Here is a 24,311-nt window from a genome sequence, read left to right as displayed (position 1 = left end):
TGTCATATTTATAGTAATCCTCGTAAATAATAGATATGGTACCCGTTCCATATACATTAAAATAAAAAAGCCCCTGTCTGCAGAGCTTATCATGTATTATGAAGACTTTATGAAATACTATCCGAAACATAATAAAGCATAAGTTATTGATACTTTATATGTGGTACCCGTTCCATTTGTATAAAGTATATGATGTAAATTAGATTTTGTCAATATAGTATTGCTTTTTCCCTAAATTAGACAAAAAAAAGAAGAGATCTTTGTGTATTTTTATTGATACTCAAATCCCTTCTTTTTTATACAACACTCCATAAACGGTCAAATAATAGTCTATATGACCGTATCTACAGGATAAGTTGTCTGTCCCTGATACAATTCTACAGGGATGATCTGCTTATTCGGTACAGGTCTTCGGTTTTCTATCAGATCAACTACAGAATTAGCACTGAGTTCTGCAAGCATCTTTATATTTTGCCTGATGCTGGTAGCTTCCGGATAAACCAGTCTGGATATATCCGTTCCATCATATGTTACGATTTTTAACTCTTCCGGTATCTTTATTCCTGCTTTCAGTGCCAGATGCATAATATTGAGCACAGGCTGATCAGTTCCAAACACACCATCGATTCCATCAAAAGTTTCCATTACCTTTCTGGCACTTTCCCAGTAATCCTCATGGCCAAACCTGTTCCACTCCAGAATCAGATCTACCACTTCAATTCCTTGTTTTTCCAGAGTTTTTTTCAGTACTGTATGTTTATCATTTGCCACAATATTTGGCGACACACCGAATATATTTAGTACTTTTTTACATTTATTCCGAATCAAAACCTCCGCTGCCAGTCTACCGCCGGTTACATGATCCGACCCGATCATCGGGATTTCCGGTCCGAAATCTCTGTCAAAGGAGATGATAGCATGTTTTCTTTTCAGGTATTTCTCTCCTTCCAGTGTATGAGAGCCGGCAATAATGCCATCTACCATATTTCGATCCAGCATATCCAGAAATTCTTCTTCTCTGTTGCTGACTCCTATAGTACTTGAAATCAGAGTCTTATACCCCAATTCATACAAAGCTGCCTCTGTCTGTCTCACATAACTTGAAAAAAACGGATGATCTACATCCGGCACCAGTATTCCTACAATTCCTGTTTTATTACGAAACAGATTTCTCGCCAGTTCATTTGGTGTATACTCTAATTCTTCAATTGCTTTTTCAATTTTCTTTTTTGTATCAGCTGATACATACCCATTTCCATTTATAACTCTGGAAACGGTTCCCACCCCTACGCCTGCTCTGCGCGCTACATCTCTTATACTCGCCATACTTACTTTTCCTGTTCTGTTATTACTTTTCACAGTCACATAATAGTTACTGTTCATATGCCTGTCCTGCAAGGTGTTTTGACATGCATATACCAAAATTCCATTGCTGCAGGCAATCTGGAATAAATTTTAATAAGATAAGTATAGCACTGTGCATTTGTTCTTACAATTAATAAGTTGCCGAAAAGTGGCCCTTTCTTTCGTCAAACTGGAACATGTTCCAGTTATGTATCCAGGCAATCCTGCACAGACTGCCTGTTTTTCTGACTTTTATGCCATTCCATTCACAGTTTTATACTTATACAGCATCTCCGCATGATTCTGCTCCTCAATCTGTATATCAGCCAACAGCTTGCGTACACCACTGTCGCCAAAGGCAAATACATCATCATTGTATGTTCCTGACACCAGCTTCTCTGTACCAATACAGTCTGTTGCAAGAAACGCATCGTGTTGTTTGTCTTCCGGTGAACTCATGGCTGTATAGACTGCTTTTGGCTGATAGTCTTTGCCTGATCTGTCATTACAGTTACATTCAGGCACACTTCCGGAAAGAATCATTGACAAAGACTCATAATGCTTCTGTTCTTCCTGCTGGATATTCCGGAAAAGATTTTTAAGCTCCGGGTCTCTGGCCTGTTCTGCGTATTTTCCATACTTTTCCACACAGCTTTTCTCTTGTGTCTGAAGATCTTCGATTACTGAACGTTCCTTTTCTTTTAAAATCATAGTCTGTTGTCTCCTTTTTTAAGAAATACTGTATTTTGTTACATGAAAATAGTATGGATAAAAAATGCTTTTTTATTCTTTATATCATGACTTATGACAATTTCAGAGAATATTTTGTGTTACTGTTCACATGCCACTGTCCCGCGAGGTGTTTTGGCATGAATATGCCAAAATCCCGAGACATACAAGCCAAAATTCCATTGCCGCAGGCAATCTGGAATGAATTTTGGCTACGTTACTGTGAACGGAATGAACAATAACTATTTTGTTCCAACACCACTGTATCAGAGTGAATTTCTGTTTACTTTATGATATACTTATATGCACGATAAAAGTTTTAAACTTAGGAAGATTTATAATGAAACGAATTGATTTTGAAAACGGAACTGTGACCAACAATATATTAAGCGCTGCGCTTCCCATGCTGGTAGCGCAGATATTGAATCTTTTATACAACATTGTGGACCGTATCTATATCGCCAGGATCCATGATATAGGAACAACTGCACTTGGCGCTGTGGGCTTATGCTTTCCGATCATCATGATCATTACTGCTTTCAGTAATCTCTTTGGTTCCGGAGGTGCACCAATTTTCTCTATCAACCGCGGAAAAGGAGATTCCAGGACTGCTGACATGATCATGAATACTGCTTTCACCATGTTATGTGGAAGTGCTGCTGTGCTGATGCTGATCGGATTTCTTTTTGCCCGCCCCTTACTGACTCTGTTTGGTGCCTCAGATGATGCTCTGGTTTATGCGTATCCCTATCTGATGATTTACCTTCTGGGTACTCTCCCTTCCATGATAGCAACAGGAATGAATCCTTTTATCAATGCACAGGGATATGCCATTATCGGTATGCTGTCAGTAACAGTCGGTGCAGTGGCAAATATTATTCTTGATCCGATTTTTATTTTTGTTCTGGATATAGGGATTAAGGGTGCAGCGATTGCTACTGTCATCTCTCAGATTCTCTCTGCCTTGCTTGTATTTTATTTTCTTCATGGAAAATCAGAATTGAAGGTAAGATGGATTCATATAAATGAGATTTCTGAGTGCACCAGACATGCCAGGGATATCATCAGTCTGGGGTCTGCCGGATTTATCATGCAGCTGACTAACAGCCTGGTAAGTATCTGCTGCAATAATGTTCTTTCCGTGACAGGCGGTGATATTTATATCTCTGTCATGACTATTATATCCAGTGTTCGCCAGATGGTGGAGACGCCTATCCATGCGATCAATGAGGGAACCTCTCCTGTTCTCAGCTACAATTACGGAGCCAGACGTCCTGACAGGGTAAAGAAAGCAGGGGTTGTTCTGATCATTATGGTTCTGATTTATACAGGTATCATGTGGAGCGTTATTCTCATTGCCCCTGAATTTCTGATCGGGATCTTCAGTTCAGACAAACTGCTATTAAAGGATGCAGTTCCTGCACTGAAGCTTTACTTCGCAGCCTTTATTTTTATGGATCTGCAGTATATTGGTCAGACAGTGTTTAAATCATTAAATAAAAAAAAGCAGGCGATTTTTTTCTCCCTGCTTCGTAAAGTATTTATCGTGGTTCCGCTGACTTATTTCCTGCCCTATGGATTACACATGGGCACAGATGGCGTGTTTATGGCAGAACCGGTATCCAATGTGATCGGTGGTTCTCTGTGTTTTATTACCATGTTGGTTACAATCTTGCCTGAATTGAACAAAATGGGAAACTCCCGATAAGCAGAAAAGTCCTTTACATAGCTTCACACATTTCCCAATATGATATTAATCAGGTTCTTATCCAACATGATTGTGCGGTTCCATGGGTTGAGGATGATTCCCTCAATCTCATTTACCTGTAATGCTGAATGAAAAAGCTGATCTATGTCTGTCAGAAAAGTGGATTGTACGCTTCCGCCGCCTTTCAGTTCTTCCTCAAAGCTTGTAAATGCCGCCCACCAGACTTTTCCATCTCCAGTTTTCACTGTGCCGATCCGGAGCTGGTTGTCTCCTGTGGGCGGTTCTACTGAAAGGATAAACTGGCCGTTTTCTCTCATTCGTCTACGGATTACAGTCAGTGTATGTGCCAGCATTTCCTGAGTGGCTTCCTGCTGCAGAGCAGCGATCGCCTGCTCTATTTTTTCATTTCCCTGAAGACCTTTATCCTGATTTACATTCTTATTATCGCTCATATTAATATCTCTTTTATGCCTTTCATCGTTTTATTTCCAGTGTATTTTCTAAATTTTTCAGCTTTTTGATGGCTTTCTCAGGATCTCATGCGGTGCCTCTATCTCATTTGCCAGTGTATGTTCTGTCAGCTCTGATAACAGTTTCAGCTTCTTATTGAGCAGAGGCCGCATACAGTTCGGAACATGTTCCTGGTGTGCTCTGTGGATTGCCACACATTCCTTGCAGTTTCCGTGATAACGACAGGCCTTCTGGCAGGAACAGTGATCCTTCTCCTTATATTCTTCACGAAATTCTGCCGCGAATTCCTCCTGCAGACGCAGACCCTCTGCACGGTTTCCTTTATGAAACTCAGCCATTGCGTCTAATTCCTTCTGATTTCCTTCAATCTTCATATGTTGAATTTCCTTTCCCAGCCTTCATTACGGATTTTCTGCTTTACTTAAGATCTCTTTATGCGTTCTCTGCTCTTGTTCTTAATTTTTAATCCTGTTTATATTTCACAGCAGTTCCATATGCAATCACTTCTGCTGCCCCTGACATTACCTGGGAGGAACCGTATTTCACACCGATCACAGCATCCGCATTCATCTCTTTGGCTTCATCTACCATACGCTTGGTGGCAATCTGTCTTGCCTCATTGAGCATTTCCGTATAGCCTGTGATCTCTCCGCCTACCAGAGTCTTCATCCCTGCCATGAAATCTTTTCCTACATTTTTTGTCTGTACAACTGTTCCCTTTACAATTCCCAATGCCTCAAACTCTACACCCGGAATATATTCAATACTTAGAAGCTTCATCCTCTTCTCCTCCTTCAATCTCTTTCATGCGTCCTGCAAGTGCTGCCAGAATTCCTCCGATGATCACAACCGGTATGGCGATCAGAAATATCAGCAGTCCGGTCGGTATGGGATCTTGTGTATTTGCCCACAGCATAAGCCCTATGGTAAATCCCATAAGCAAGATCATAACTACTGCTCCAATGATCGCTCCTGTCCTTCTTTTCTTACGGATATCTGTTTTCTTTATATCCATAAACCTTGCACCCTCTTTCTCCATCTGCTCGATTTCTTCCAGACAGTTCTCGGCATTCAAGGTATCCAGAGACTGATGCTCTGCGATCAGGCGCTGGCACATTTCCTGCATTTTCACAAGGCCCTCACTGCGGCGTTCCAGTTCTCCCAGGTGCTGTTCCAGACAGACCTGCAGGCTTTTCCTCTTTTCAAAAAGAGCTCTCATCTCTTCTATGGAAATATCCATCTTCCGGAATAATTTGATTTCCTGAAGTCTGGCAATATCTGCCGTATGATATTCCCGGTATCCGTTCTCTGCACGCTCCACATTCAGGAGACCCTGCTCTTCATAAAAACGGATATTCTTTCTGGTGATGCCTACCAGCTCTTCCACCTGTTTGATCTTCATACTGCTACCTCTTGCTTTCCTGACAGCAGATATAGCTGACCTGCTGCTCTACTGCCCTGTCTGTGCTTCCTTTATACTGCTTCCACAAGGAGAAAGGTCAAGTATTTTTTGAAAGAAATTGAAAAAAATATAGCTTCCGGCAGGGGGAATCTTTTAAGCTCCTGTACGGTCTGAGCCTCTCATGATTGTAATCAGAGAACTGAACAGCAATAACATGGGATAAAACAATTTCGGCATAATCTGAAATGCAGAAATCTCACCGCCCAGTTCGTTCACTGCTGAGATTGCAACCAGCATCTGTGCACCATATGGAATCACTCCCTGGAAAACACAGGAAAAAGTATCCAGTATGGAAGCTGTCTTTCTCGGTGTAATCCCATACTCCTCTGCCATTTCCTTTGCGATAGGGTTAGCCATTACGATCGCCACTGTATTATTGGCAGTGGCAATATCCATAGTTCCTACCAGAAGTCCCATTCCAAGCTGTCCGCCTTTCTTTCCGCGGAAAATTTTATGGATCCAGCCAAGAAGTGCATCGAATCCACCATACTCACGTATCAGCGCACACATGGCAGCTACCAGAATCGCCACCATACAGGTCTCAAACATTCCAGATACACCGGATCCCATATTTTTCAGGATCTCTACAGGTGCGGTATGTCCTCCGATCAGCATAATAAATGCTCCGGATACGATTCCTGTCAGCAATACCACAAACACATTGATCCCAACAATTCCTCCGATCAATACCAGCACATACGGTATTACCTGTGTCAGATGATAGGGCTGGATCACACGGCCCTGGATTTCTGTCTGAAATGACAGGATCAGGATTAAGATCAGTGTGGCAACGGCTGCCGGAAGAGCAATCCAGAAGTTCTCCCTGAATTTGTCTTTCATCTCACATCCCTGACCATTACATGCAGCAATCGTCGTATCTGAAATAAAAGAAAGATTGTCCCCAAACATGGCTCCTCCCATAACAGAAGCCACACAAAATGCCAGATCAAATCCTGATGCTGTGGAAACTGCTGCTGCAATCGGTGTCAGAAGGGTAATGGTTCCCACAGAGGTTCCCATAGCCACAGACACAAAACAGGCAACTATAAACAGCACAGACACTGAAAATCTGGCAGGTATCAGACTCAGCATACAATATGCAACACTCTCAGCACTGCTTCTTCCCACAACTCCTACAAAAGATCCGGCTGCAAGAAAGATCAGAAGCATGGTGATGATATTTTTGTCCCCAACTCCCTGTGCCATGATCTCCAGTTTTTTATCAAAATCCAGTGCTCTGTTCTGCAGACAGGCAACCAGGATTGCAGCAAGAAATGCTACTACAATAGGCACATTATAAAATCCCATGGGGATTTCCATCACATACTCAAACAAAATGCCCAGTCCAAGGTATAATACAAGAAATACACCAATGGGAAGCAGGGCAATTCCTTTTCCTTTTTTCATCTTTCATCCTCTTTCTACCATAATCTCTTTATGGTTATATAATCACTCTGCTATTTTAGCATACCCACAGCTTTCCTGCCATAATATTTCTTACAGTTTTGGCTGATAGCGCATATCCGATACATTGTAAACCGTCACAAAAGCCTTTGGATCTTCATGATTGATATAAGCCATCAGCTTCTGATATTCTGTTTTGTCTACGATCGTGATGATCTCATTGCGTTTCTTCATATTATAGGCACCTGTCGCTTCATAGATCGTCGCTCCGCTGTGCAGATCTTCGATAATGAATTTACGCAGTTCTTCCTCTTTCTGAGTGATGACACAGACACGACGTTTAATATTATGGTCAAAGATAAAGTGATCCAGAACCATTCCATTAAAGTATGTTCCCAGAATACTCAGCACCACTGTTTTCTTATCATATACAAGCGCTGCGGAAAGAGCCACACACATACCGGAAAGAGACATTGCTTTTCCCAGTTCCATGTGGAGATATTTGTTCATAATCTTTGCCACAATATCCAGACCACCGGAGGATGCATTTCTGTTAAAAAGAATGCTCAGTCCTACACTGACTACCAGGATATAGCACAGCACATCCAGCTCCTGACTGTTGGTCATAGAGCCAAAATCCGGAAATACTTTCTCAAATAATCCGAGAAATAAAGGCAAAACGATGCTGGTGTAAACCGTTTTTACGCCAAATTCGCGTCCGCAGGTGATGAAGCCAATGATCAGAAGTACCACATTCAAAATCATGGTGATTGCAGACAATGATAAAGGTACAAAGTTTGATAACACGATACCAAGACCGGAGATACTGCTTACAGAGGTATGGCTCGGCACCAGGAAGAAATAAACTGCTGCCGCAATGATTGCTACTGCACCTGTCAGGATCAGCGCTTCCTTTATGATATCTGCATAATTTAGTTGTTTTTTCATAGTTAGGTTTCCTGTCTTTCTTTCCATATTCTTGTTCTATTGTAACATATGGGAAGAGAATGTCCATCAGCAATTACAAAAAGAGGCTGCCTTCCATGACAACCCCTTTATAAATCCTTATAACCTATAGGACTGCTTTAAAATTCGCTTTCATATTTTAGAGCGTGTTTGAAAAATACTCTAATATTTTATCCTAACGGCTCTGTATGTTCTTCAGATAAATAAGCTTTCTGTTCTTCCTCCGGAGCTTCCCAGATTGTTGTTGTAGTTCCATCCTTATCTACATACACTTCTTTTATCTCATCTTTTTTCAGAATCTCATGAAGATTATCATATGGATAAAAAATACAGCTTACATATTTTTCCCACAAGCTCTGTTCAAAATGGATAGTCATTACACCTGTTTCTCTGTCCAAAGATGTTTTCCAGCGATAATTTCCTTTTATATTCATTCTATATGTTACTTCATCTTTATTATCCTCAATAATAGTTATCCCGGCATCTTTGTAGTTGATATATATGACATGTTTATTCATAAAGGTAAACACTGCCACAAAGCAAACTATGGTTGCTGCTATGGAAAGCAGGATTGTTTTTGTCTTTTTTTTCTTTAAAAATTTCCTGAAATTCTTCAGGTCATTTGCTTCATTGCTGCTTTCTTTTGTCTGCACTGAAACCTTCATATCATTTTCAAGGTCTGTCTTTGTCTCATGGTATACCCGCTGGCAGATTTCGCAGTTTTGCAGGTGTTCTTCTACAAGTTCTTTTGTGTCATCACTTACCACATCATCAATGTATAATGGCAGAATATCCTGGATCACGTTGCAGTTTATTTTTTCCATGTTACTTTTCCTCCTGACTCATCTGTGCTCTTATCATCTGGCGTGCACGGTGGCAGGTTACTCTTGCCCACCCTGCACTTTTCTGATAGCATTTTCCAATCTGCTCAAAGGAGAGCTCACCGTATATCCGCAGGTGAAATACTTCCCTGTAGGGTTCCGGTATCAGTTCTGCATAGCGTTTGAGATTCCGAACTGTCTCATCCTGCACGATCTGATCCAGTACGGCCGGGGATGTATCCTGCATGGAATCCTGCATTATTTCTGAAAATTCTTCAACCACATAGATTTTATTTCGCCTGCAATAGCGGAAATATGTATTCTTCGCAATTACAAATAGCCATGCGCGGATATCCTTCCTGCCGTCAAATTTCTCAATATTATTCATTGCCTTCAGGAATGTTTCCTGGGTGATTTCCTCTGCCAGACTTTCATTTTCGGAAAGTGCCCGGATATAGAGAAAGACATCATGGAAATACTTCCGGTAGATCGTTTCGATTTCTGATTTCTCCATTCCTGCTCCTTGTATTTTTTATTATCCTACTGCATCTTTCGGGATTTTTAATGGTCCGGTCTGGCCGATCGTGGTGCCATCCTTATCCAGAATATAACCATCTTTATCCTGATATGACCCTGCCGGCGGTGTCCACATAGATCCATCTGACGACCTGATCTGTCTTCTTCCATTGAATGTCTGAACACGGTTCTGATTTTGTTGTATCTGCATTGAATATGCACGGCTGCTCACCTGAGTATCACTGTCTGTATCAGATGCACAACCTGATAAACCAACCATAATTGTCAGAATGAATATTCCTAAATATCGTTTCATGATAATCCTCCTGTCTGCTGTATCATTATTTTATCTGATGTCTTTCTATATAACTAAGTCACAGACAGAAGAAACGTTACAGGAAAATTTATATAACCATAAATGATGAAAAAAAGTTCACCAAACTTATACACAAGAAAGAATCCTGCTTGCAGGATTCTCCGCTAACATAACAAACAGCTGTATAAAATTTCTATACAGCCGCTTATATCCTCTATTTTCCACCTTATACAAGAATTAATATAACGTGTCCTTCCGTAAAGTAATCACCCTGCACTGATGTTTCTTTGTCTTCTTGTTATATCCAATTCCTACTGCAAGGATTTCTCCTGTGTATTTTGCCTTTTCTCCTGCTTTTCCCGAAAAGCGTAAACTATATTTTTTATCTATGATCTGCTGAACAGCTTCATCTGCAGTATGGTCTACCTTTAATTCCAGAATAATGCCTGTATCTGCCGGATTTTCAGGATAAAAAATAAAGTCCACAAATCCAAGTCCTGCCTTGTCCTCTCTCTCCACCCGGTAGCTGTCTCTCACACAAAGATACACCAGATTTACAATAGAAGATAACTCCACTTCATTATTATAAGAAAGTATCGGCGTCTCCGTATTATGAGCATATTCCAGTATTTCTTCCATAATAGAAGTATCTATTTCAAGTGTTGCCTTAAGCATGCGTTCGGATTCTTTTGCCAGTCTGTACACATATCCCAAAGAAGCTTCTTTCTGGAGCATTTCATCAAATTTGTCCATAAGTTCCTTATTAGGAATATAAACTCTTCCGGATATATTTCTATTTCAGAATATACTTTCAGAAGATCCCTTTTTAAACGTTCCTCAATACGTGTAATGTATTCCATATAGGATTTACAATTTCCCGGCATTTTGCTGAAATCAATGTAAATTACATTATGCTGATTCAAATGTTTTCTGTAATCTTTATCTGCTGGAATCTGAAGCCTGTCAAAAACATCACTGCTTTCAACACCTTTACTGAAAAATGCTCCAATCATGTTTGCCATGACAGTTTTTCCAAATTGCCTGGGGCGGGTAATACATATATGTGTATTTCCCTGCTCTGCCAGTGGAATCAATTCCTTCAACAGGTTGGATTTATCTACAAAATAAGGTCTGGTATATTCGCTTTTGTATAAAGAATAGGATGAAATACTGTTCAGATATATCCCCATACTGTCACCTCATAAGTCAGGCGGATAAAATCATCCGCTTCGCTACTTGCTCATAAACACCAACAATTTTATGTCATTATGCTTTTTACTCTGTGAATCATCAATACTGATTTTATTCTATCATAATTCTTTTGGGAATTCTATTTCTATATTGCATAATTACATGTTTCTGATAAATTACCCGATATGGGTATAGAAGTTATAGATGTGCACTAAATTGTAGTAAATATCAAACCACATAACTCGTTTATTACGTACTCTCCTTTAAGCCGTAACACTGGTACAACAGATCTGTCATTTTTCGTTTATCTGTTCCTCTTATGCCCAGAGACTTGAAATCCACTGTTTCATCAGCTATTTCAGATAAGAATTTTTTCATATCCTCTGATATTTCCGGACTGAGAAACTGCCTTGTATTGGCTGTAATTAACTGAGCCAGGCGAAATACATCGTTTTTATGTTTCTTTATATTTTTGCTGTCAACCTGCTCTCCATTCAACTTACGTTCTGTCAAATCCAGCCACGCTTTTGCCTTAAATGGTATCAAGCACGTTGGACTCAATACCGGAATGCCATCAACCATCTGCTGTCCGGTTTTAAGCAATTCATAATATGCTTCGTTCAGAAGGATTGCTGACAAACTGGAGATTTCATCATCTATTGGAAGCGGGGTAAGAATGGCATCCTCTTCCAATATAATAAAATCTGGATTTCTGGAAAATATCTCTATCATATATGGATATTCTTTACTTTTCGGAGATGTAAAACGGTAAAACTGTGCCTTTCCGGTACTTTTATTCAAGTGTTCATATCCTGCTTCTTTAACATACTCCCAAAACCGTCTTCCAAACTCTGCTGTTATGGATTCAACAATCAATACAATATCTATATCTTTTGTGGCACGAAACGGTAATTCTTCATTTTCCATAATCAAATCACAAGCGGTCCCACCGATAATGACATATTGATTTTCAAAGCTCTGAAATTTTTCCTTAAATTTTGTAAATCCGTTGACCATTACTCCTGCAACCTTCTTTCCTGTAATTCGTCTACAGCTTCTTCAATCCTCTCATCGTTTGTATCTCCAAGGGATAAAACAACCGAAATATCATCCGCACTGTTATCTTCTGAAAATTGTTTCGGGTTGTATGCCCATAGTTCAAGTCTAACCTGCTTATCCGGATCTATCAATTCTTCTGTCAACAATGTTTTATCATAATCTTTCTCACTAATCGCATAAGTGACTACTCGACCTGGATTTAACATTGTTCTCTCAGAAAGTGCTGTTTCCCCTGCAAAAACCATATTCTCTGTAACTTGTGTCTTATCTATATATCCAGTTCTGCGAACAGGAGTAGACAAATATACTTTTACCTTTTCAAATAATTCATATCGGTTATATTTTGACTCAACAAACTTATTGACACCGTCTTTCGCCACCAAAAACAAGTCCGTCGCTTCCAACTGCCTTACTGCTCTGGTCAATGTCATCGCTGTAAATGGAAGTACTTTTCCAGCCTCTGAAATATACAATCGTTTTTTCTTACTGTACAGATAAACCAAAAATAGCTGCTGTGTAGAGTAAACGAATTTTTCAATTTGCTTTAGGGGCTCTTTCTCATCTGTGAGCATTGCTCCGATAAAAGGAAGAAAGACCTGCTTGTCAGTAATAAACGGTATATTATTTTCTATAAAATTTTTTCTTCGATAATTTGATATTGCTGCAAGTCCAAATACAACTGGCACATTATCTATCTGCTGTATTTTTGTAATTTGCTTTTTCAGTGCCGGAAGTGTTGCAAGCTCTTCTGTTGGAATCAGAATTATACAACGTTTATTTCCAATATATGCTGTGTAAAAATCATAACTTCCTGCAATATAAACAGGCAAAGACTCCTGTCGATTCCATGCTTCATATCTTATAGAAATCCCGAATACGCTTGTTAGCATATTTTTCATTCTCCTTTTAACTTATTTTATTTCATTTTAACTTAATGTATGTTAAAAGTCAAGTTTTTGAGTTATTATTAATTTTCAATAAAGGTTTCCACTTATCAGGAATTTGATATGAGTATAGATGTTATAGATGTGCATAATCGAATACAAAAAGATTCCGAGCATACATTAGAAAAACAGGGAGATAAATTTCTTATCTCCCCAAAACTGACGATTCGTATTTTAAGCTGCGATCCACTTTTCCTCACTCATGTAACTCATATGATGTTCCAAGCACCTGATCCAAAACAGCAAGTATGGGTTTATTATTTAATGGTTACTGAGCAATGACCTGCGTTTCGGTACCCCCCCCGCCGCCGGATTTTATGCTTCTTATTGTCTTTTCCAGCGTCTTCATATCAACCGGTTTTGAAATATGGGCATTCATACCAGCCGCCAGAGAATGCTGAATATCCTCTGAGAATGCATTGGCGGTCATGGCAATAATCGGAATTGTCTTTGCCAGCTCATGGGAGCTTCTGCGGATTGCCTTCGTTGCCTCATAGCCGTTCATGACAGGCATCTGCACATCCATCAGGATCATATCATAGTCACCCGGGACAGACTGTTCAAATGTCTCCAGGACCCTTTTACCATTTTCACAGATCGTACACTCCGCGCCCTCAATCTTTAACAGTTCCGTCAGAATCTCCGCATTCAGCTCATTGTCCTCTGCACATAGGAATCTCATTCCTTTCAGGATATTGCCATCCTGCTCTTCTGTTTCTGCCTGTGAAGCCGGAGAAACAGATCTTTCTTCTGCGATTTTCAGATCCATAAAAACCTCAAAACAGCTACCCTGTCCCGGTTCACTTTCCACATCAATGGTTCCGCCCATGGAATCAACCAGATTTTTGGTAATCGCCATTCCAAGACCGGTTCCCTGTATCTTATTTGTCAGGGAATTTTCTGCACGGGTAAAGGCATCAAAAATCCTGTCCTTGAAATCTGCCGACATTCCCATACCATTATCGCAGACTAAAAAACGATACTTTGCATAAACAGATGAATTTGATTCACATTCCTCTGCCAGAAGCTGAATTTCTCCGCCTTCCTGTGTATATTTTATTGCATTAGACAGCAGATTGCTGAAAATCTGCATCAGATGAACCTGATCCCCATTCACCCACTCATGCCGGATGTTTTCTTTTGTAATTGTAAGAGTCTGCTTCTTTTCATATATCTGAGAACGAAATATAGTATCAAGCTCCTGTATAAAATCCGGAATAGAAAAATCAGAATACTTGAAGACAGTTTTTCCTGCTTCAATCTTACTCATATCCAGAACTTCATTAAGGATCCCTAACAGATGCTGTGATGAAGTGTCAATTTTATCCGCATACTCTATTACCTTGCCTTTATCACCGGCATCATGTCTGATCAAAGACGTAATACCAACGATCGCATTCATAGGGGTACGTATATCATGAGACATATTGGCAAGAAAACTGCTCTTTGATCTGTTCGCCTCCTGTGCCACCTGAAAAGCATCCTCTGCCGCCTGTTTAGCCTGACGCAGTTTTGTATTCACTGTTTCCAGCTTGGCATTATTTTCCCGTTCCAAACGGATTGCTTCCTGCTGATTTCTGTACATAACAAAGAAAATCCCCATCATAACACAGGCAGCTACGATAACCGTAAAGATAACGATAAATACCATAATAAAATTGACAAGTTTTAATGTATTCGTAGCAACATACTCCGCCGGAACCAGAAAGATAAGTGTCCATTCGGCATTTTCCATTCTTTTTAATCCGTAAAAATATTCTGTTCCGTCCAGAACTGCATTAGAATAACTGCAGCCTTTTTCTTCCAGTTCCGCCTTTGTTTTCTCAAAGGAAGAATTGTGAAGATACTTCATATTCTGTAAAACAGAAAATACATTATGGCCCTTGATCAGTTCCACCTGATTGCTGTTGAACAGTTTAGATCCATTATCATCCAGTACATACACACTGTTGTTTCCGTTATAAGCTTCGCAGTTAAAATATGGATTCAACTGTTCCATGTCCTGGGCAATTCCAAAATAGAGAATTGAAGTTTTCTTTTCTCCGTTTTGAAGATGTATGGGCTCCGGCAGACGATTCAGAAATACCATCTCTGACTGATTATCCGTCATGGAATCAAAAACAAAACTGATCTTTTCAGGACTTTCTTCAAAATAGTCCAGATCCCGGAAAAGTCCTCTTTTTCCGGATTCTGTATAATATCCACCTTCTGAATCCACTGCCATCAACGTGATCTTATGATCTGCATATGCTGATAATTCATATTTCTTTTTCATATGTCTGCAGAGTTCATCTGTAGTCTGTACGTTTGCATCTCTCAGATAATTACATTCTTCCGTTACCCGGTCCCAGTTTGAATCAATCACATCCTCCAGATTTTGAAACATCTGACGGGTAATCTCTTCCATCTGGTTTAATCGTTCTTCATAGATAATATCCTGGATATAACTATGATACAGGAAAAAGAATGCAAGAAACATCGCTATACCAGTCATACAACAACCCAATATTAAGTTCCGGTAATTCTTTGCCTTATGCATCCTTCCCCTCCGCTTATTTCCATTCAGCGTCTGCTTCACTTAAAGTCTTAAATTGCCCAAAAAACTCTTTTGCCGCATCCATACCTACAATACCACTATCTGTCACTTCCGTTTCCGATGCCAGTTTTTCACTGATTCCGGAAATTGCAACCTGATAAGTCTTTCCATCCTCCAGTTCCATATCTTCAGGATTTACCAACATATATGGATAATTCTTGCCTGTACCAACTGCATCATAACCTTCTTCATACAATGCCTGAATCTGTTTTCCTGTCAGCCTGATTGTTTTAATCGTCTGTGACCAGCCAGTCGGAAGAATGATACATACATCATAGTCTGTAATATTCTTTGCATACAGTTTTCCGCTCACACCATCATTGTTCTGGTTCGTACCATTTCCACTGATCCATGTTCCAAGGGATATAAGAGCAACGTCACTTCCGGTTGCCTCGGCAAAGCATCTGCCCACCAGCTTTGCACAGCTTTCCTGTGAAATTTCCTCTGTAGCTGTTGTGATCACTTCCGGCTGATTATTTACCACGCTGTCCTGATCTTCATCCAGCTGATCTGCCACATCCTTTATTGATGCCTTATCCTGCATGAATTCCTGCATTTTGGTTCCGGTATTTACAATCGTATTTTCCCATCCGGAATAAATAAACGGTGTCGTATTCCCTGCATTGATAAAATCCGAAATATCTGCATAGAAGGTGTCATCTGCCTTTGCATCTTTGAAAGGAAGCAGTCCTGCTTTTAATGTACTGTCCGGATACAGGGCACTGGTTCCTTCTACCGTAGACAGCACCTTCATGACTTTTAATGCATCTTCAAGTTTCTCAGGATCATTCTCCAGCTTTTTATTCAATCCATAAAAACGGTTTACATTTAAAATAAATACATTCTTGCTTCCATCTTCAGACAGGTATGGCATCAGACCAAATTTGTCCGTTGTATCTTCTGATTCCATAATGCCATTCTGTGGTCCCAATAGAAACAGTGAATTTCCCTTTATAAAAGCTTCTCTTGTTTTACTATCATCTACCGGATCACTGTTGCTGCAGTCAAGCATACCGAGATTTTTCCATTTCTGGATATATTCCATGCTGTCCATCATGCCTTCCGTGTCACTGACATTTGCCTTTCCTGACAGGTAATCTTTCTGCCACTGCTTTCCAGACATAGTACCAAGGAATCCCGCATCCGCAATATTACATATATACTGGAAGGCTGAACCAGGATACTGAATCTGTGCCATACATAACGTAACTCCTGCTTCTTTTGCCTTGTCTGCAAGTTCTTCAAGCTCTGTAAAAGATGTTGGCAGCTTCCAGCCATGCTTCTCAAGCAGTGTTTTATTATAGGTGATTCCATAACAGTTGTACAAAGATGGAAGCATATAAAGTGCACCCTCATCGGATACATCTTTCAGACGTGATTCCACATAATTATCTGTAAAATCGTATCCTGAGAGATCAATCATCTTATCACTGACATCCACCACATCTGGCTTATAAAAAGTCTGTGTGCAGATGTCCGGAAGATCATCTGCCTCTAACATGTTCTGCAGACAGGTTGTTGTATTTGCTCCGCTGTACGGGACTACTTCAAGCTCAATCTCTGGATATGTTTTATGCACTTCTTCTATGAAATTGTCCACTTCCAGATAAGGAGCCATAAAAGTAATTGCTTCGTGCTTCTTTGGTGTTTCATCTGTTTTCCCACACCCTATAAGTCCTGTTGCCGCTATACATGCCAAAATAAGACATGCACTTTGTACTTTTTTGATTTTCATATTTTTCTCTCTTCTCCGATAAAATCATTATGGTTCCGTTTATGAAATAACATCCCTGCTGCAGGATTCTTCGCCTGCGAAGGGTCGCTTCAGCGACATAATTCCCCTCCGTCGCAGTGCGATCCTGCCCGGAGGGCTTTTTTATGTTATAGGAACATTACGGAGTAATTTCCTATAACATAAAAAAATACCGTCTCACAGACAGCGCACATCATTTCATGCAACTGGCTGCCATTTTACAGGCCCTGTAGCTTTGCGTCACAGACTTTCATCTGCTTTGCCGATCGTCGTTCTATTACAGATTGTAAATTTATGCAAAATATTGATTTCATTATACTCCTACATTCCACTGTACACAAGAAAAACCTCGCCGCTTTAACGCTAAAAAAAGAACAGCCGATTATATATTCGAACTGTTCTCCTATAACCTGAAAAACTTTTGTTTAGCGGTTCCCCCGTTTATTATGATTAATTGACTTGAAATTGCATTATTCTCAACAGAATTCGAGAGAAAATTTTCTCTTATCGTAATATACTTCTAACCAAATCAATGTAATTCAGCTTTACCGTTTCATAGGAAATATTGTCAGAAATCAATTTCATAGTTGAATCAGCATAATCATCAGCATAAAAATCTTCTCTTATGAGTTTTTCTGCTACAGCCAGCAGATCAACATCCTCCCTGGCAGACGGGGTTATTTTAATATCCATGCCTGATCTGTGCTTTCTAACATCTGCAAAGAGCCTTTTGAAATCATCATCCATTGAAATATAATTTTTCAGCTTAAAGATATCATATAAGTGTCTGGAATTTCTCGTTGCTCTTCCTACCATATAATAATCACACACAGCAAAAATTTTATCTATAATTGTTCTGGATAGTGCCTGTGTCTTCATCTTAAATGGTTCTAACCCATAGTCTCTCAAAATCTCCGCTTCTTCTGTTGCGAGACAATCAAATATTATACTTGTAATTTCCTTTTCTTCTGTTGGATAAGAATACGACATCAATGCTGTCTCCAGCTTCACATATGGTCGCAGACCTCTTTTATCTTCTGAGCAAACTGAATCATATAAGAAATCATAGTGATTATAGTCCTTATCGCTTTCAATAAACTTCCAATTATCAATTGCTAAGTCTAAATCTTCGCTAATTGGTTGTAATAACTGATATTTGATTTTCTTTCTTCTGGCTTCTCCCAAATGTTCTTCAAATGTAATATCAATATCCTCTGAAAAACGGTCTATAGCATGATAAGCCTTGGAAAGGGATGTTCCACCCTTAAACACCACATTAGGATTTCTCTGTACAAGTTCTTTTAATATCATTGTCACATAATAATCTTTTTCCACGATACTTTCATCTATGCCCGTTCGCTCTGATACCGTTACAATAATATCCCTCAACAATTCCTTATCATCTTTATGCAAATACATCATCCAACCTCAATTCATAATAATATTTAAATATTGCAATCGGAAACTCTCTTATATAACTATCCACGTCTTTTTTTGTGATGCCATGTATCCGCACAAATTGAGATACTTTATCATGAGCCACATCATAGCTTTCATCCAGATACACATCCAGATTCTTTAATAAGTCAAGTAACTGCAGCACATAAACATTTTCTTCATTTACCGGAACCACTGGCTTTCTTACAATGAATGTTCTCTTTCCAATTGGAACTTCTCTTACTTTTGCAGCCATATTGTTGCTGACAATCTCAACTTTATTGGGAACCTGCGTTGAAATTCCCAACTGATTGGCAAATGTATTTCCCGAATAGAAGCCATCTACTTTCCCACCTCTGGAAACATATTTGTATCTGGCAACCGTATCTGCATTTACACCTACACTTGTTTTTAATCGTGATTTCTTAGGCAAATAATAAATGCCGTTCTCATATTTCTGCAGTTTTCCTTCATTGCATAACTTTTTTAACTGCTGGTTTACTGCAGATTTTGTAATTCCCTTAATCACTATATCAGAAAAGAATATAGGCTCTGCTTCCTTATAATTGTTTTTCAAAAATTCATATAGCATAAACCTCTCTCCTTCTATCTAAATATTTGTAACCAGTTAAGTTATTTTTGTTAATTATATTCTATTCTTATTCTTAGGCTCTGTCAATGTTATTTTGATAGCTATTGTTAGTGTATCCAGAGCAAAATAAAACATAAAAGAATCTTTCATTCTTTTCTCTGGACAAATAAAAATACGGCATCACACAGACCGGCTCATGTGATACCGTAATATTCTTTCTTATATCTTCAGCACTCGCAATCACAACCTGCAACGATAATAATATGACACACAGAATGATTGCTGTAATTTTTCTTAAAACAACAGCTCCATCTGATCCCCCACTTCAATTCTTGCAGTGACAAGTTCATCCGGTTCTTTCCCTCTTTTATGTTCAGCTTTCAGATACTGCGTACCGCCTCTCAGACTTGCAGCGATCAGATTCAGCACATATATATTGTCAAAACGATTATAGATGGACTCTCCGCCCAGACCGGTAAGACAGATAAGCTGTGTGTTGCTCTTTTTTGCCATATCCATCAGTGGGATCAGCAGATGGGAGGCATTGGTCTGCGCAAACGGATTGTCCATGATCAGAACCTTTCCCTCATTTTTATCTGCAAAAATGTCTGTATCATCCCGTCTCATATAATACAGAAGACTGGACAGGATTACAAATGCAGACAGAAATCCTTCTCCGCCTGAGTTTCTGGAAACCTCTTTCCATGTAATCGGATATTCCCTCCGAAGGATCGGCTACAGTGTATTCAGCCGATTATCTGCAGTATAGCCTTCAGAAGATCTCCCTGAAGATAATAGGTCGTCTCAAAATGAAGGTATGATAACGATACTTTATCCCACAACAGTAAGATCTTTGGCGGGAATTCTTCATCCCCATCCCAGAACTGAAGCAACACAGAGAACTCCGGAAGAACAGGCATTTCAAATGTCAGATCTGCCCCTGCCAGACGTTTCGTCTGCTTTCCTCCCAGACAGATACAGGCCTGCTTTAACTCTTCCACTTTGCCGGAAAATGCTCTTGCATACTTTTCCACAAAAGGATCTGTTGACGGACTGCTCCCGGCAGTTACAAACCTGCCCACAGGCTGCCACTGCCCGGTAAGAGGAGGCAGTATCTCCTGCCCGGAACAGCAGAGAAAATCATAGATTGTCATAACAACTGTATATTCTCTGCAGTCCGTCCATTCTTCGCCTGTGGCATATTCAATAGCACCGTTTCTGCGATTGATCCGATATTCTGTTCCAATATATTTCAAATACAGATATTCTTCATCGTGTTTCAAACCATATTTCTTTATCAGCTTATCCTGATCATATTTTAAAAACAACTCTCTTCCTATATATACCTGTTTTTCATAATTATCCATAATATACTTTATTCCATTTCTTATTTTAATCGAATCAAGTAAGTCCCCTGCGGAGGTTGCGAAAAGCAATTATTCGTTATACCAGACATAAATACAGGAAATATGCGACATAACACAACAGCATAACCACACCACAGGGTTTTCTTAATTCTTTATGTCTGAATGTACCAATCCAGAGTATTGCTCCACACAGAACTGCAATTACAGTATCAATAATAAATTTGCTCTCAAACGGCACAGTACAGATGAGAGCTGTTGTACCGATAACAAACAAAATATTAAAAATATTGCTTCCGACTATATTTCCAATGGCAATTCCTGTATTTCCTCTTCTGGCAGCTGTTACTGATGTGACAAGTTCCGGAAGAGATGTTCCCAGTGCAACAATTGTCAGCCCGATAAATCTCTCACTCATGCCAAAATAACGGGCAATCTCCGTTGCTCCGCTGACTGCAAAATCACTGCCCTTTACGACCAGAATTCCACCGATCACCATCAGGAGCATACATTTCCATATCGGATTATCCTTTGCTTCTGCTTCTTCCTGATCGTTCCCTTTCTTTGCCATCACAAACAGATATCCCAGATATATCAGAAACAGGATCCAGAAAATCACACCTTCAATAAAAGTCACCTCTGAACCTGTGATTCCAAAGATCAGCAAAACAATTGTTATCACTGTCATAAACGGAATTTCGTAAAGAAGCGTGGATTTTTGAATCGCTACATTCGTAATTACTGCTGTGATTCCCAGGATAATCAGAATATTCAGGATATTACTTCCGACTACATTTCCAATGGTAATACCTGCATTCTTATTTATTGCAGCAGTAATACTGACTGCTGCCTCCGGCATGCTGGTTCCCATTGCTACAATGGTTAATCCGATGATCAACTGTGGAATTCCCAGCTTTTTCGCAATACTGGCTGCACCCTCCACAAACCAGTCTGCACCTTTCACCAGAAACAAAAAACCTGCCAGCAAAATAATAACCTGTAAAAACATCATTTCTACCTCTCTTTCTTTTATTACGTACTCACAAAATCAAATATAAAAAGATTCCGGGAATACATTTATTTTGCAGTAGGTATAAAAAAAGAGACTCCTACTGCATTCACAGTAAAAGTCTCGCAATTTCATCACTTTCCGAGTTATATGTTTCAATAACTGTCCTGACGAAGAAGTGAACCGAATCTACTCGGCAAGCTACTCCCTTTTTACAGATATATTCTAACAAACTGGCTCTTAAAAATCAATTATTTTTTATCATAAGATTCTCCATAATATAAAGAAGCCGGTTACTGTTCACTCCGTTCTCAGCAGCAAAGAAGCCACCTCCCTGTGTCAGAATCTGCATCAGAAATCTGCAGTATTTAAAATTTTCTGGGGTATATATCTGTCCTTTTTCAGAACAGCTTCCATTTTTTTGAACATTATTTCATCAAAACTGGAGAAAAATTGTGTACTGATATTTCTGTTCTGATGCTCCTTTGTCTCCGGAAGTTCAGTTATCTATTCTGCTTTTCCAAGCATAGCCTGATATGCCGGCACAAAAGGAAGGATTTTCCATCTGCTGCGAAATTTTTCTGCCAGATTTTCGTATATACCGATACCCTCATAATCCAGATCCCCGAAATAATAAATTGTATTCTTCGGATGTTTCATATAGGGTTCCGCACACAGATCAAAATCCTGAAAAGAACGGATAATGCCCTTTCCTGCACCAAAAATTTCCGTATGTCCATTCAGCAGGTAATTGCGCATACTGAAAAAAGGATCTTTATTTTCCAGAATCAAGAAGCAGCTTATCTTACAGTAAGATATTCCACTGCAAAAATCGCCAGCACACCTACCAACACACTAAGTAATACATAACACAGAGCTATTCCCATATGTCCATCCCGGATCAAATCCGAAGATTCCAGTGCAAAGGTTGAGAATGTGGTAAATCCACCGCAGACTCCCACCTTCAGAAACAAAATCATCCTTGGCGGAACAGACAATTTCGCCACCAGTACTGTGATTGCTCCGATCACAATACATCCAATCACATTGATACAAAAGGTTTTTGCCGGAAAAATCATGGTTTTCCCTGTGGGAATCAGCCCGATCAAGTACCGCAATACTGCTCCTGCAAAACCACCCAGCCCTACTGCCAAACAATTCATCATTTTATCTCTCCAAAATCAAGCGGATAAAATCATCCGCTTCGCTATGCGGCTCTATACCGAATAACTGCTTCGCAGTTTATTCGGTTAATATAAATTTACTTGTTTATCTACGAGTTTTTCCCCTTCATACTGCAATTTTAAAGAAAAAAATCGCTCATCTCCTGAAAGAAGCAAATCCAGAAAAACTCTGTCACCTTCCCATGTGGGAAGTGTCGGCACAATAGCTTTATCTATCCAGTAAAGTTCTCCTTCATTGCATTCTGTTAATTCACCAATATATTCGTTGGCTGTAAACACACACATGAGCTCCGGTTCACATTTATCGCTTATAAATGTAACCAGACCTCGAAGTTTATATGATGTCAGTGTTAATCCTGTTTCTTCTTTCACTTCACGCAAAAGACATTCCTCAGGGGATTCCTGACCCTCTGCATGTCCGCCGACTCCAATCCACTTTCCCTCATTTATGTCATTGTGCTTTTTTATCCTGTGAAGCATCAGATATTTGCCATTATTTTCTATATAGCATAAAGTCGTTATTGTCATTCTTACACTTCCCTAAACAAAATTACCATACCAAATGTTCTGAGTACCGGGCAACGACACATCCCTGTTGCCAGACAAAACAAACTACTGCAGTGCGGCACGCTTTACCTGGGTCAGTGCCTTCGACACCGCAGGTACTGAAATGATGATTACTGTGATAATGCCCTCTGCCAGCAGATAGCTGTAATTGTATAAGATCGGATATACGGCTGTCAGAGATTTCGGGAAATTGTCCGGCATATAGCTCATCCAATAAAGATAACCGCCCAGAGAATGAAAAGCTCCTCTGGCAATTACAGCTATTATGTATCCTTTCAGAAGTCCATGACTCTGTTTTGCAAATAATCCTGCCAGTCCAAGTGCCGCAAATGCAAGTATGTAATCACAGCACACCTGAAAAAATGAAAGTATATAAGGCTCCTGGATAAACTGCAGGATTCCGTAAGCAAACCCGGCCATAATACCTGTTCCGACCCCATACCAGTTTGCAATCAGAACAATAAAAAGCATACTGCAAAGAGTGACGCTTCCTCCCCACGGCAGTTTGAAGATTTTCAGATAAGACGTAATAAAAGCAAGTGCAATAGCTACGGCACAGAATACCAGTTGTCTTGTGGTAAGCTTTTTCTTGTCTGAATTCTTCCCTGCAAAATAAATCGCCAGGAAAAACAAAATGATTCCGGCAATAACTGTAATCACATATCCGGCAGTTGTAAGTCCGCCATCAGCAGTTACCATAAAACCAAACATGAAATGACCTCCCTCTTGTTATTGATTTTTGTTTAATTGATTTTATCTGTTGTTCAGATACTAATTTATTATAAGGATTTTATCATTCTTCGTCAATTATTCGTCGCTTACGTTTTCAATTTATTCGCTATTCTTTACAGCCTTATTTTAAACTTTTTACACAACAG

At 39.6% G+C, this 24,311-nt stretch carries 28 protein-coding genes and 1 riboswitch; of the genes, 2 read left to right on the top strand and 26 right to left on the bottom strand.

Annotated features, from left to right (window positions below):
- Window positions 1–330: 330 nt before the first annotated feature.
- Both LJE12_RS08010 and LJE12_RS08005 read right to left on the bottom strand, forming a co-directional pair.
- On the bottom strand, window positions 331–1,383 hold the full coding sequence (locus LJE12_RS08010) for a LacI family DNA-binding transcriptional regulator (RefSeq protein ID WP_227226548.1): 1,053 nt from the start codon (window positions 1,381–1,383) through the stop codon (window positions 331–333).
- Window positions 1,384–1,596: 213 nt separating this feature from the next.
- Window positions 1,597–2,055 (bottom strand): ferritin-like domain-containing protein, encoded by a 459-nt coding sequence (locus LJE12_RS08005; protein ID WP_019163044.1) that lies wholly within the window; start codon window positions 2,053–2,055, stop codon window positions 1,597–1,599.
- Between the two features lie 358 nt (window positions 2,056–2,413).
- On the opposite strand from LJE12_RS08005, the gene LJE12_RS08000 reads away from it, so the two are divergent.
- Window positions 2,414–3,781: an MATE family efflux transporter gene (locus LJE12_RS08000; RefSeq protein ID WP_227226549.1), complete on the top strand. Its 1,368-nt coding sequence runs from the start codon at window positions 2,414–2,416 to the stop codon at window positions 3,779–3,781.
- Window positions 3,782–3,804: 23 nt separating this feature from the next.
- Here LJE12_RS08000 and LJE12_RS07995 read toward each other — a convergent pair whose 3' ends face one another.
- The 13 genes from LJE12_RS07995 to LJE12_RS07940 form a co-directional block, all read right to left on the bottom strand.
- Entirely contained in the window at window positions 3,805–4,233 is a 429-nt protein-coding gene (locus LJE12_RS07995; protein WP_144137349.1) for an SseB family protein, read from the bottom strand.
- A gap of 57 nt (window positions 4,234–4,290) precedes the next feature.
- On the bottom strand, window positions 4,291–4,626 hold the full coding sequence (locus LJE12_RS07990) for a hypothetical protein (RefSeq protein ID WP_019163047.1): 336 nt from the start codon (window positions 4,624–4,626) through the stop codon (window positions 4,291–4,293).
- A gap of 88 nt (window positions 4,627–4,714) precedes the next feature.
- Window positions 4,715–5,032: a YbjQ family protein gene (locus tag LJE12_RS07985; RefSeq protein ID WP_019163048.1), complete on the bottom strand. Its 318-nt coding sequence runs from the start codon at window positions 5,030–5,032 to the stop codon at window positions 4,715–4,717.
- Window positions 5,013–5,654: a MerR family transcriptional regulator gene (locus LJE12_RS07980; protein ID WP_173720797.1), complete on the bottom strand. Its 642-nt coding sequence runs from the start codon at window positions 5,652–5,654 to the stop codon at window positions 5,013–5,015. The genes LJE12_RS07985 and LJE12_RS07980 overlap by 20 nt, the downstream gene beginning before the upstream one ends.
- A 153-nt stretch (window positions 5,655–5,807) precedes the next feature.
- Window positions 5,808–7,121, bottom strand: coding sequence for a Na+/H+ antiporter NhaC family protein (locus tag LJE12_RS07975; protein WP_062808148.1), 1,314 nt, complete (start codon window positions 7,119–7,121; stop codon window positions 5,808–5,810).
- Between the two features lie 90 nt (window positions 7,122–7,211).
- A complete protein-coding gene (locus tag LJE12_RS07970) occupies window positions 7,212–8,066 on the bottom strand; it encodes a YitT family protein (protein ID WP_008705115.1) in 855 nt (284 codons plus the stop codon).
- Window positions 8,067–8,254: 188 nt separating this feature from the next.
- Window positions 8,255–8,908 carry a zf-HC2 domain-containing protein gene (locus LJE12_RS07965; RefSeq protein WP_008705116.1) on the bottom strand — a complete coding sequence of 218 codons (654 nt, stop codon included), beginning with the start codon at window positions 8,906–8,908 and terminating at the stop codon, window positions 8,255–8,257.
- 1 nt (window position 8,909) lies between these two features.
- Window positions 8,910–9,419, bottom strand: coding sequence for an RNA polymerase sigma factor (locus tag LJE12_RS07960; RefSeq protein WP_118574697.1), 510 nt, complete (start codon window positions 9,417–9,419; stop codon window positions 8,910–8,912).
- Between the two features lie 21 nt (window positions 9,420–9,440).
- Window positions 9,441–9,737: a lipoprotein gene (locus tag LJE12_RS07955; RefSeq protein ID WP_118574699.1), complete on the bottom strand. Its 297-nt coding sequence runs from the start codon at window positions 9,735–9,737 to the stop codon at window positions 9,441–9,443.
- Window positions 9,738–9,974: 237 nt separating this feature from the next.
- Window positions 9,975–10,490, bottom strand: coding sequence for a PD-(D/E)XK nuclease domain-containing protein (locus LJE12_RS20265; RefSeq protein ID WP_319017521.1), 516 nt, complete (start codon window positions 10,488–10,490; stop codon window positions 9,975–9,977).
- Window positions 10,388–10,927 (bottom strand): AAA family ATPase, encoded by a 540-nt coding sequence (locus tag LJE12_RS20580; RefSeq protein WP_320055398.1) that lies wholly within the window; start codon window positions 10,925–10,927, stop codon window positions 10,388–10,390. The genes LJE12_RS20265 and LJE12_RS20580 overlap by 103 nt, the downstream gene beginning before the upstream one ends.
- Window positions 10,928–11,177: 250 nt before the next feature.
- Complete coding sequence (locus tag LJE12_RS07945) at window positions 11,178–11,945, bottom strand: hypothetical protein (protein ID WP_119245901.1); 768 nt, start codon at window positions 11,943–11,945, stop codon at window positions 11,178–11,180.
- Window positions 11,945–12,877, bottom strand: a complete 933-nt coding sequence (locus LJE12_RS07940) for a MarR family transcriptional regulator (protein WP_173699808.1) — start codon at window positions 12,875–12,877, stop codon at window positions 11,945–11,947. The genes LJE12_RS07945 and LJE12_RS07940 overlap by 1 nt, the downstream gene beginning before the upstream one ends.
- A 117-nt stretch (window positions 12,878–12,994) precedes the next feature.
- Between LJE12_RS07940 and LJE12_RS07935 the strand changes: the two genes are divergently transcribed.
- On the top strand, window positions 12,995–13,213 hold the full coding sequence (locus LJE12_RS07935) for a hypothetical protein (RefSeq protein WP_227226550.1): 219 nt from the start codon (window positions 12,995–12,997) through the stop codon (window positions 13,211–13,213).
- Here LJE12_RS07935 and LJE12_RS07930 read toward each other — a convergent pair.
- The 11 genes from LJE12_RS07930 to LJE12_RS07880 all read right to left on the bottom strand — a co-directional run bounded on the left by LJE12_RS07930 (window position 13,200) and on the right by LJE12_RS07880 (window position 24,144).
- Window positions 13,200–15,470, bottom strand: a complete 2,271-nt coding sequence (locus LJE12_RS07930) for an ATP-binding protein (protein ID WP_227226551.1) — start codon at window positions 15,468–15,470, stop codon at window positions 13,200–13,202. The genes LJE12_RS07935 and LJE12_RS07930 overlap by 14 nt on opposite strands.
- A 13-nt stretch (window positions 15,471–15,483) precedes the next feature.
- Window positions 15,484–17,262 (bottom strand): ABC transporter substrate-binding protein, encoded by a 1,779-nt coding sequence (locus LJE12_RS07925; protein WP_118633792.1) that lies wholly within the window; start codon window positions 17,260–17,262, stop codon window positions 15,484–15,486.
- Between the two features lie 216 nt (window positions 17,263–17,478).
- Window positions 17,479–17,554, bottom strand: a riboswitch (cyclic di-GMP riboswitch).
- Window positions 17,555–17,784: 230 nt separating this feature from the next.
- The gene (locus tag LJE12_RS07920) at window positions 17,785–18,699 is read right to left on the bottom strand and encodes a nucleotidyl transferase AbiEii/AbiGii toxin family protein (protein WP_055153078.1); all 915 of its coding nucleotides are present in this window, start codon (window positions 18,697–18,699) and stop codon (window positions 17,785–17,787) included.
- The gene (locus tag LJE12_RS07915) at window positions 18,686–19,309 is read right to left on the bottom strand and encodes a DUF6088 family protein (RefSeq protein WP_025580240.1); all 624 of its coding nucleotides are present in this window, start codon (window positions 19,307–19,309) and stop codon (window positions 18,686–18,688) included. Before LJE12_RS07915 ends, LJE12_RS07920 begins: the two co-directional genes overlap by 14 nt.
- 294 nt (window positions 19,310–19,603) lie before the next feature.
- Complete coding sequence (locus tag LJE12_RS07910) at window positions 19,604–19,936, bottom strand: hypothetical protein (RefSeq protein ID WP_055153076.1); 333 nt, start codon at window positions 19,934–19,936, stop codon at window positions 19,604–19,606.
- Between the two features lie 119 nt (window positions 19,937–20,055).
- The gene (locus LJE12_RS07905; RefSeq protein WP_173681735.1) at window positions 20,056–20,676 is read right to left on the bottom strand and encodes a DUF3786 domain-containing protein; all 621 of its coding nucleotides are present in this window, start codon (window positions 20,674–20,676) and stop codon (window positions 20,056–20,058) included.
- 76 nt (window positions 20,677–20,752) lie between these two features.
- Entirely contained in the window at window positions 20,753–21,682 is a 930-nt protein-coding gene (locus LJE12_RS07900) for a calcium/sodium antiporter (RefSeq protein WP_416386356.1), read from the bottom strand.
- A gap of 507 nt (window positions 21,683–22,189) precedes the next feature.
- The gene (locus LJE12_RS07895; protein WP_227226552.1) at window positions 22,190–22,474 is read right to left on the bottom strand and encodes a Wadjet anti-phage system protein JetD domain-containing protein; all 285 of its coding nucleotides are present in this window, start codon (window positions 22,472–22,474) and stop codon (window positions 22,190–22,192) included.
- Between the two features lie 8 nt (window positions 22,475–22,482).
- Window positions 22,483–22,848, bottom strand: coding sequence for a fluoride efflux transporter CrcB (gene crcB / locus LJE12_RS07890; RefSeq protein WP_118759270.1), 366 nt, complete (start codon window positions 22,846–22,848; stop codon window positions 22,483–22,485).
- Window positions 22,849–22,932: 84 nt separating this feature from the next.
- Window positions 22,933–23,394 (bottom strand): NUDIX hydrolase, encoded by a 462-nt coding sequence (locus LJE12_RS07885; RefSeq protein WP_118759269.1) that lies wholly within the window; start codon window positions 23,392–23,394, stop codon window positions 22,933–22,935.
- A gap of 84 nt (window positions 23,395–23,478) precedes the next feature.
- A complete protein-coding gene (locus tag LJE12_RS07880) occupies window positions 23,479–24,144 on the bottom strand; it encodes an energy-coupled thiamine transporter ThiT (protein ID WP_025580146.1) in 666 nt (221 codons plus the stop codon).
- Between the last annotated feature and the right edge of the window lie 167 nt (window positions 24,145–24,311).

The organism is Blautia sp. DFI.6.71, from assembly GCF_020593585.1.
Classification (GTDB): Bacteria; Bacillota; Clostridia; order Lachnospirales; family Lachnospiraceae; genus Blautia_A; species Blautia_A wexlerae.
This window is presented reverse-complemented; position numbering and strand designations above follow the sequence as displayed.

Bases quoted from the DNA above. Each gene is read 5' to 3' on its own strand.
- LJE12_RS20265 (WP_319017521.1), bottom strand. From the start codon at position 10,490: ATGGACAAATTTGATGAAATGCTCCAGAAAGAAGCTTCTTTGGGATAT.
- LJE12_RS07975 (WP_062808148.1), bottom strand. From the start codon at position 7,121: ATGAAAAAAGGAAAAGGAATTGCCCTGCTTCCCATTGGTGTATTTCTT.
- LJE12_RS07900 (WP_416386356.1), bottom strand. From the start codon at position 21,682: ATGTTTTTACAGGTTATTATTTTGCTGGCAGGTTTTTTGTTTCTGGTG.
- LJE12_RS07885 (WP_118759269.1), bottom strand. From the start codon at position 23,394: ATGACAATAACGACTTTATGCTATATAGAAAATAATGGCAAATATCTG.
- LJE12_RS20580 (WP_320055398.1), bottom strand. From the start codon at position 10,927: ATGGGGATATATCTGAACAGTATTTCATCCTATTCTTTATACAAAAGC.
- LJE12_RS07970 (WP_008705115.1), bottom strand. From the start codon at position 8,066: ATGAAAAAACAACTAAATTATGCAGATATCATAAAGGAAGCGCTGATC.
- LJE12_RS07965 (WP_008705116.1), bottom strand. From the start codon at position 8,908: ATGGAAAAAATAAACTGCAACGTGATCCAGGATATTCTGCCATTATAC.
- LJE12_RS07980 (WP_173720797.1), bottom strand. From the start codon at position 5,654: ATGAAGATCAAACAGGTGGAAGAGCTGGTAGGCATCACCAGAAAGAAT.
- LJE12_RS07915 (WP_025580240.1), bottom strand. From the start codon at position 19,309: ATGCTATATGAATTTTTGAAAAACAATTATAAGGAAGCAGAGCCTATA.
- LJE12_RS07880 (WP_025580146.1), bottom strand. From the start codon at position 24,144: ATGTTTGGTTTTATGGTAACTGCTGATGGCGGACTTACAACTGCCGGA.
- LJE12_RS07910 (WP_055153076.1), bottom strand. From the start codon at position 19,936: ATGAGACGGGATGATACAGACATTTTTGCAGATAAAAATGAGGGAAAG.
- LJE12_RS07955 (WP_118574699.1), bottom strand. From the start codon at position 9,737: ATGAAACGATATTTAGGAATATTCATTCTGACAATTATGGTTGGTTTA.
- LJE12_RS07985 (WP_019163048.1), bottom strand. From the start codon at position 5,032: ATGAAGCTTCTAAGTATTGAATATATTCCGGGTGTAGAGTTTGAGGCA.
- LJE12_RS07935 (WP_227226550.1), top strand. From the start codon at position 12,995: ATGAGTATAGATGTTATAGATGTGCATAATCGAATACAAAAAGATTCC.
- LJE12_RS08005 (WP_019163044.1), bottom strand. From the start codon at position 2,055: ATGATTTTAAAAGAAAAGGAACGTTCAGTAATCGAAGATCTTCAGACA.
- LJE12_RS07920 (WP_055153078.1), bottom strand. From the start codon at position 18,699: ATGTATTTGCATAAAGATGATAAGGAATTGTTGAGGGATATTATTGTA.
- LJE12_RS08000 (WP_227226549.1), top strand. From the start codon at position 2,414: ATGAAACGAATTGATTTTGAAAACGGAACTGTGACCAACAATATATTA.
- LJE12_RS07930 (WP_227226551.1), bottom strand. From the start codon at position 15,470: ATGCATAAGGCAAAGAATTACCGGAACTTAATATTGGGTTGTTGTATG.
- LJE12_RS08010 (WP_227226548.1), bottom strand. From the start codon at position 1,383: ATGAACAGTAACTATTATGTGACTGTGAAAAGTAATAACAGAACAGGA.
- crcB (WP_118759270.1), bottom strand. From the start codon at position 22,848: ATGATGAATTGTTTGGCAGTAGGGCTGGGTGGTTTTGCAGGAGCAGTA.
- LJE12_RS07925 (WP_118633792.1), bottom strand. From the start codon at position 17,262: ATGAAAATCAAAAAAGTACAAAGTGCATGTCTTATTTTGGCATGTATA.
- LJE12_RS07995 (WP_144137349.1), bottom strand. From the start codon at position 4,233: ATGAGCGATAATAAGAATGTAAATCAGGATAAAGGTCTTCAGGGAAAT.
- LJE12_RS07940 (WP_173699808.1), bottom strand. From the start codon at position 12,877: ATGCTAACAAGCGTATTCGGGATTTCTATAAGATATGAAGCATGGAAT.
- LJE12_RS07905 (WP_173681735.1), bottom strand. From the start codon at position 20,676: ATGGATAATTATGAAAAACAGGTATATATAGGAAGAGAGTTGTTTTTA.
- LJE12_RS07945 (WP_119245901.1), bottom strand. From the start codon at position 11,945: ATGGTCAACGGATTTACAAAATTTAAGGAAAAATTTCAGAGCTTTGAA.
- LJE12_RS07960 (WP_118574697.1), bottom strand. From the start codon at position 9,419: ATGGAGAAATCAGAAATCGAAACGATCTACCGGAAGTATTTCCATGAT.
- LJE12_RS07990 (WP_019163047.1), bottom strand. From the start codon at position 4,626: ATGAAGATTGAAGGAAATCAGAAGGAATTAGACGCAATGGCTGAGTTT.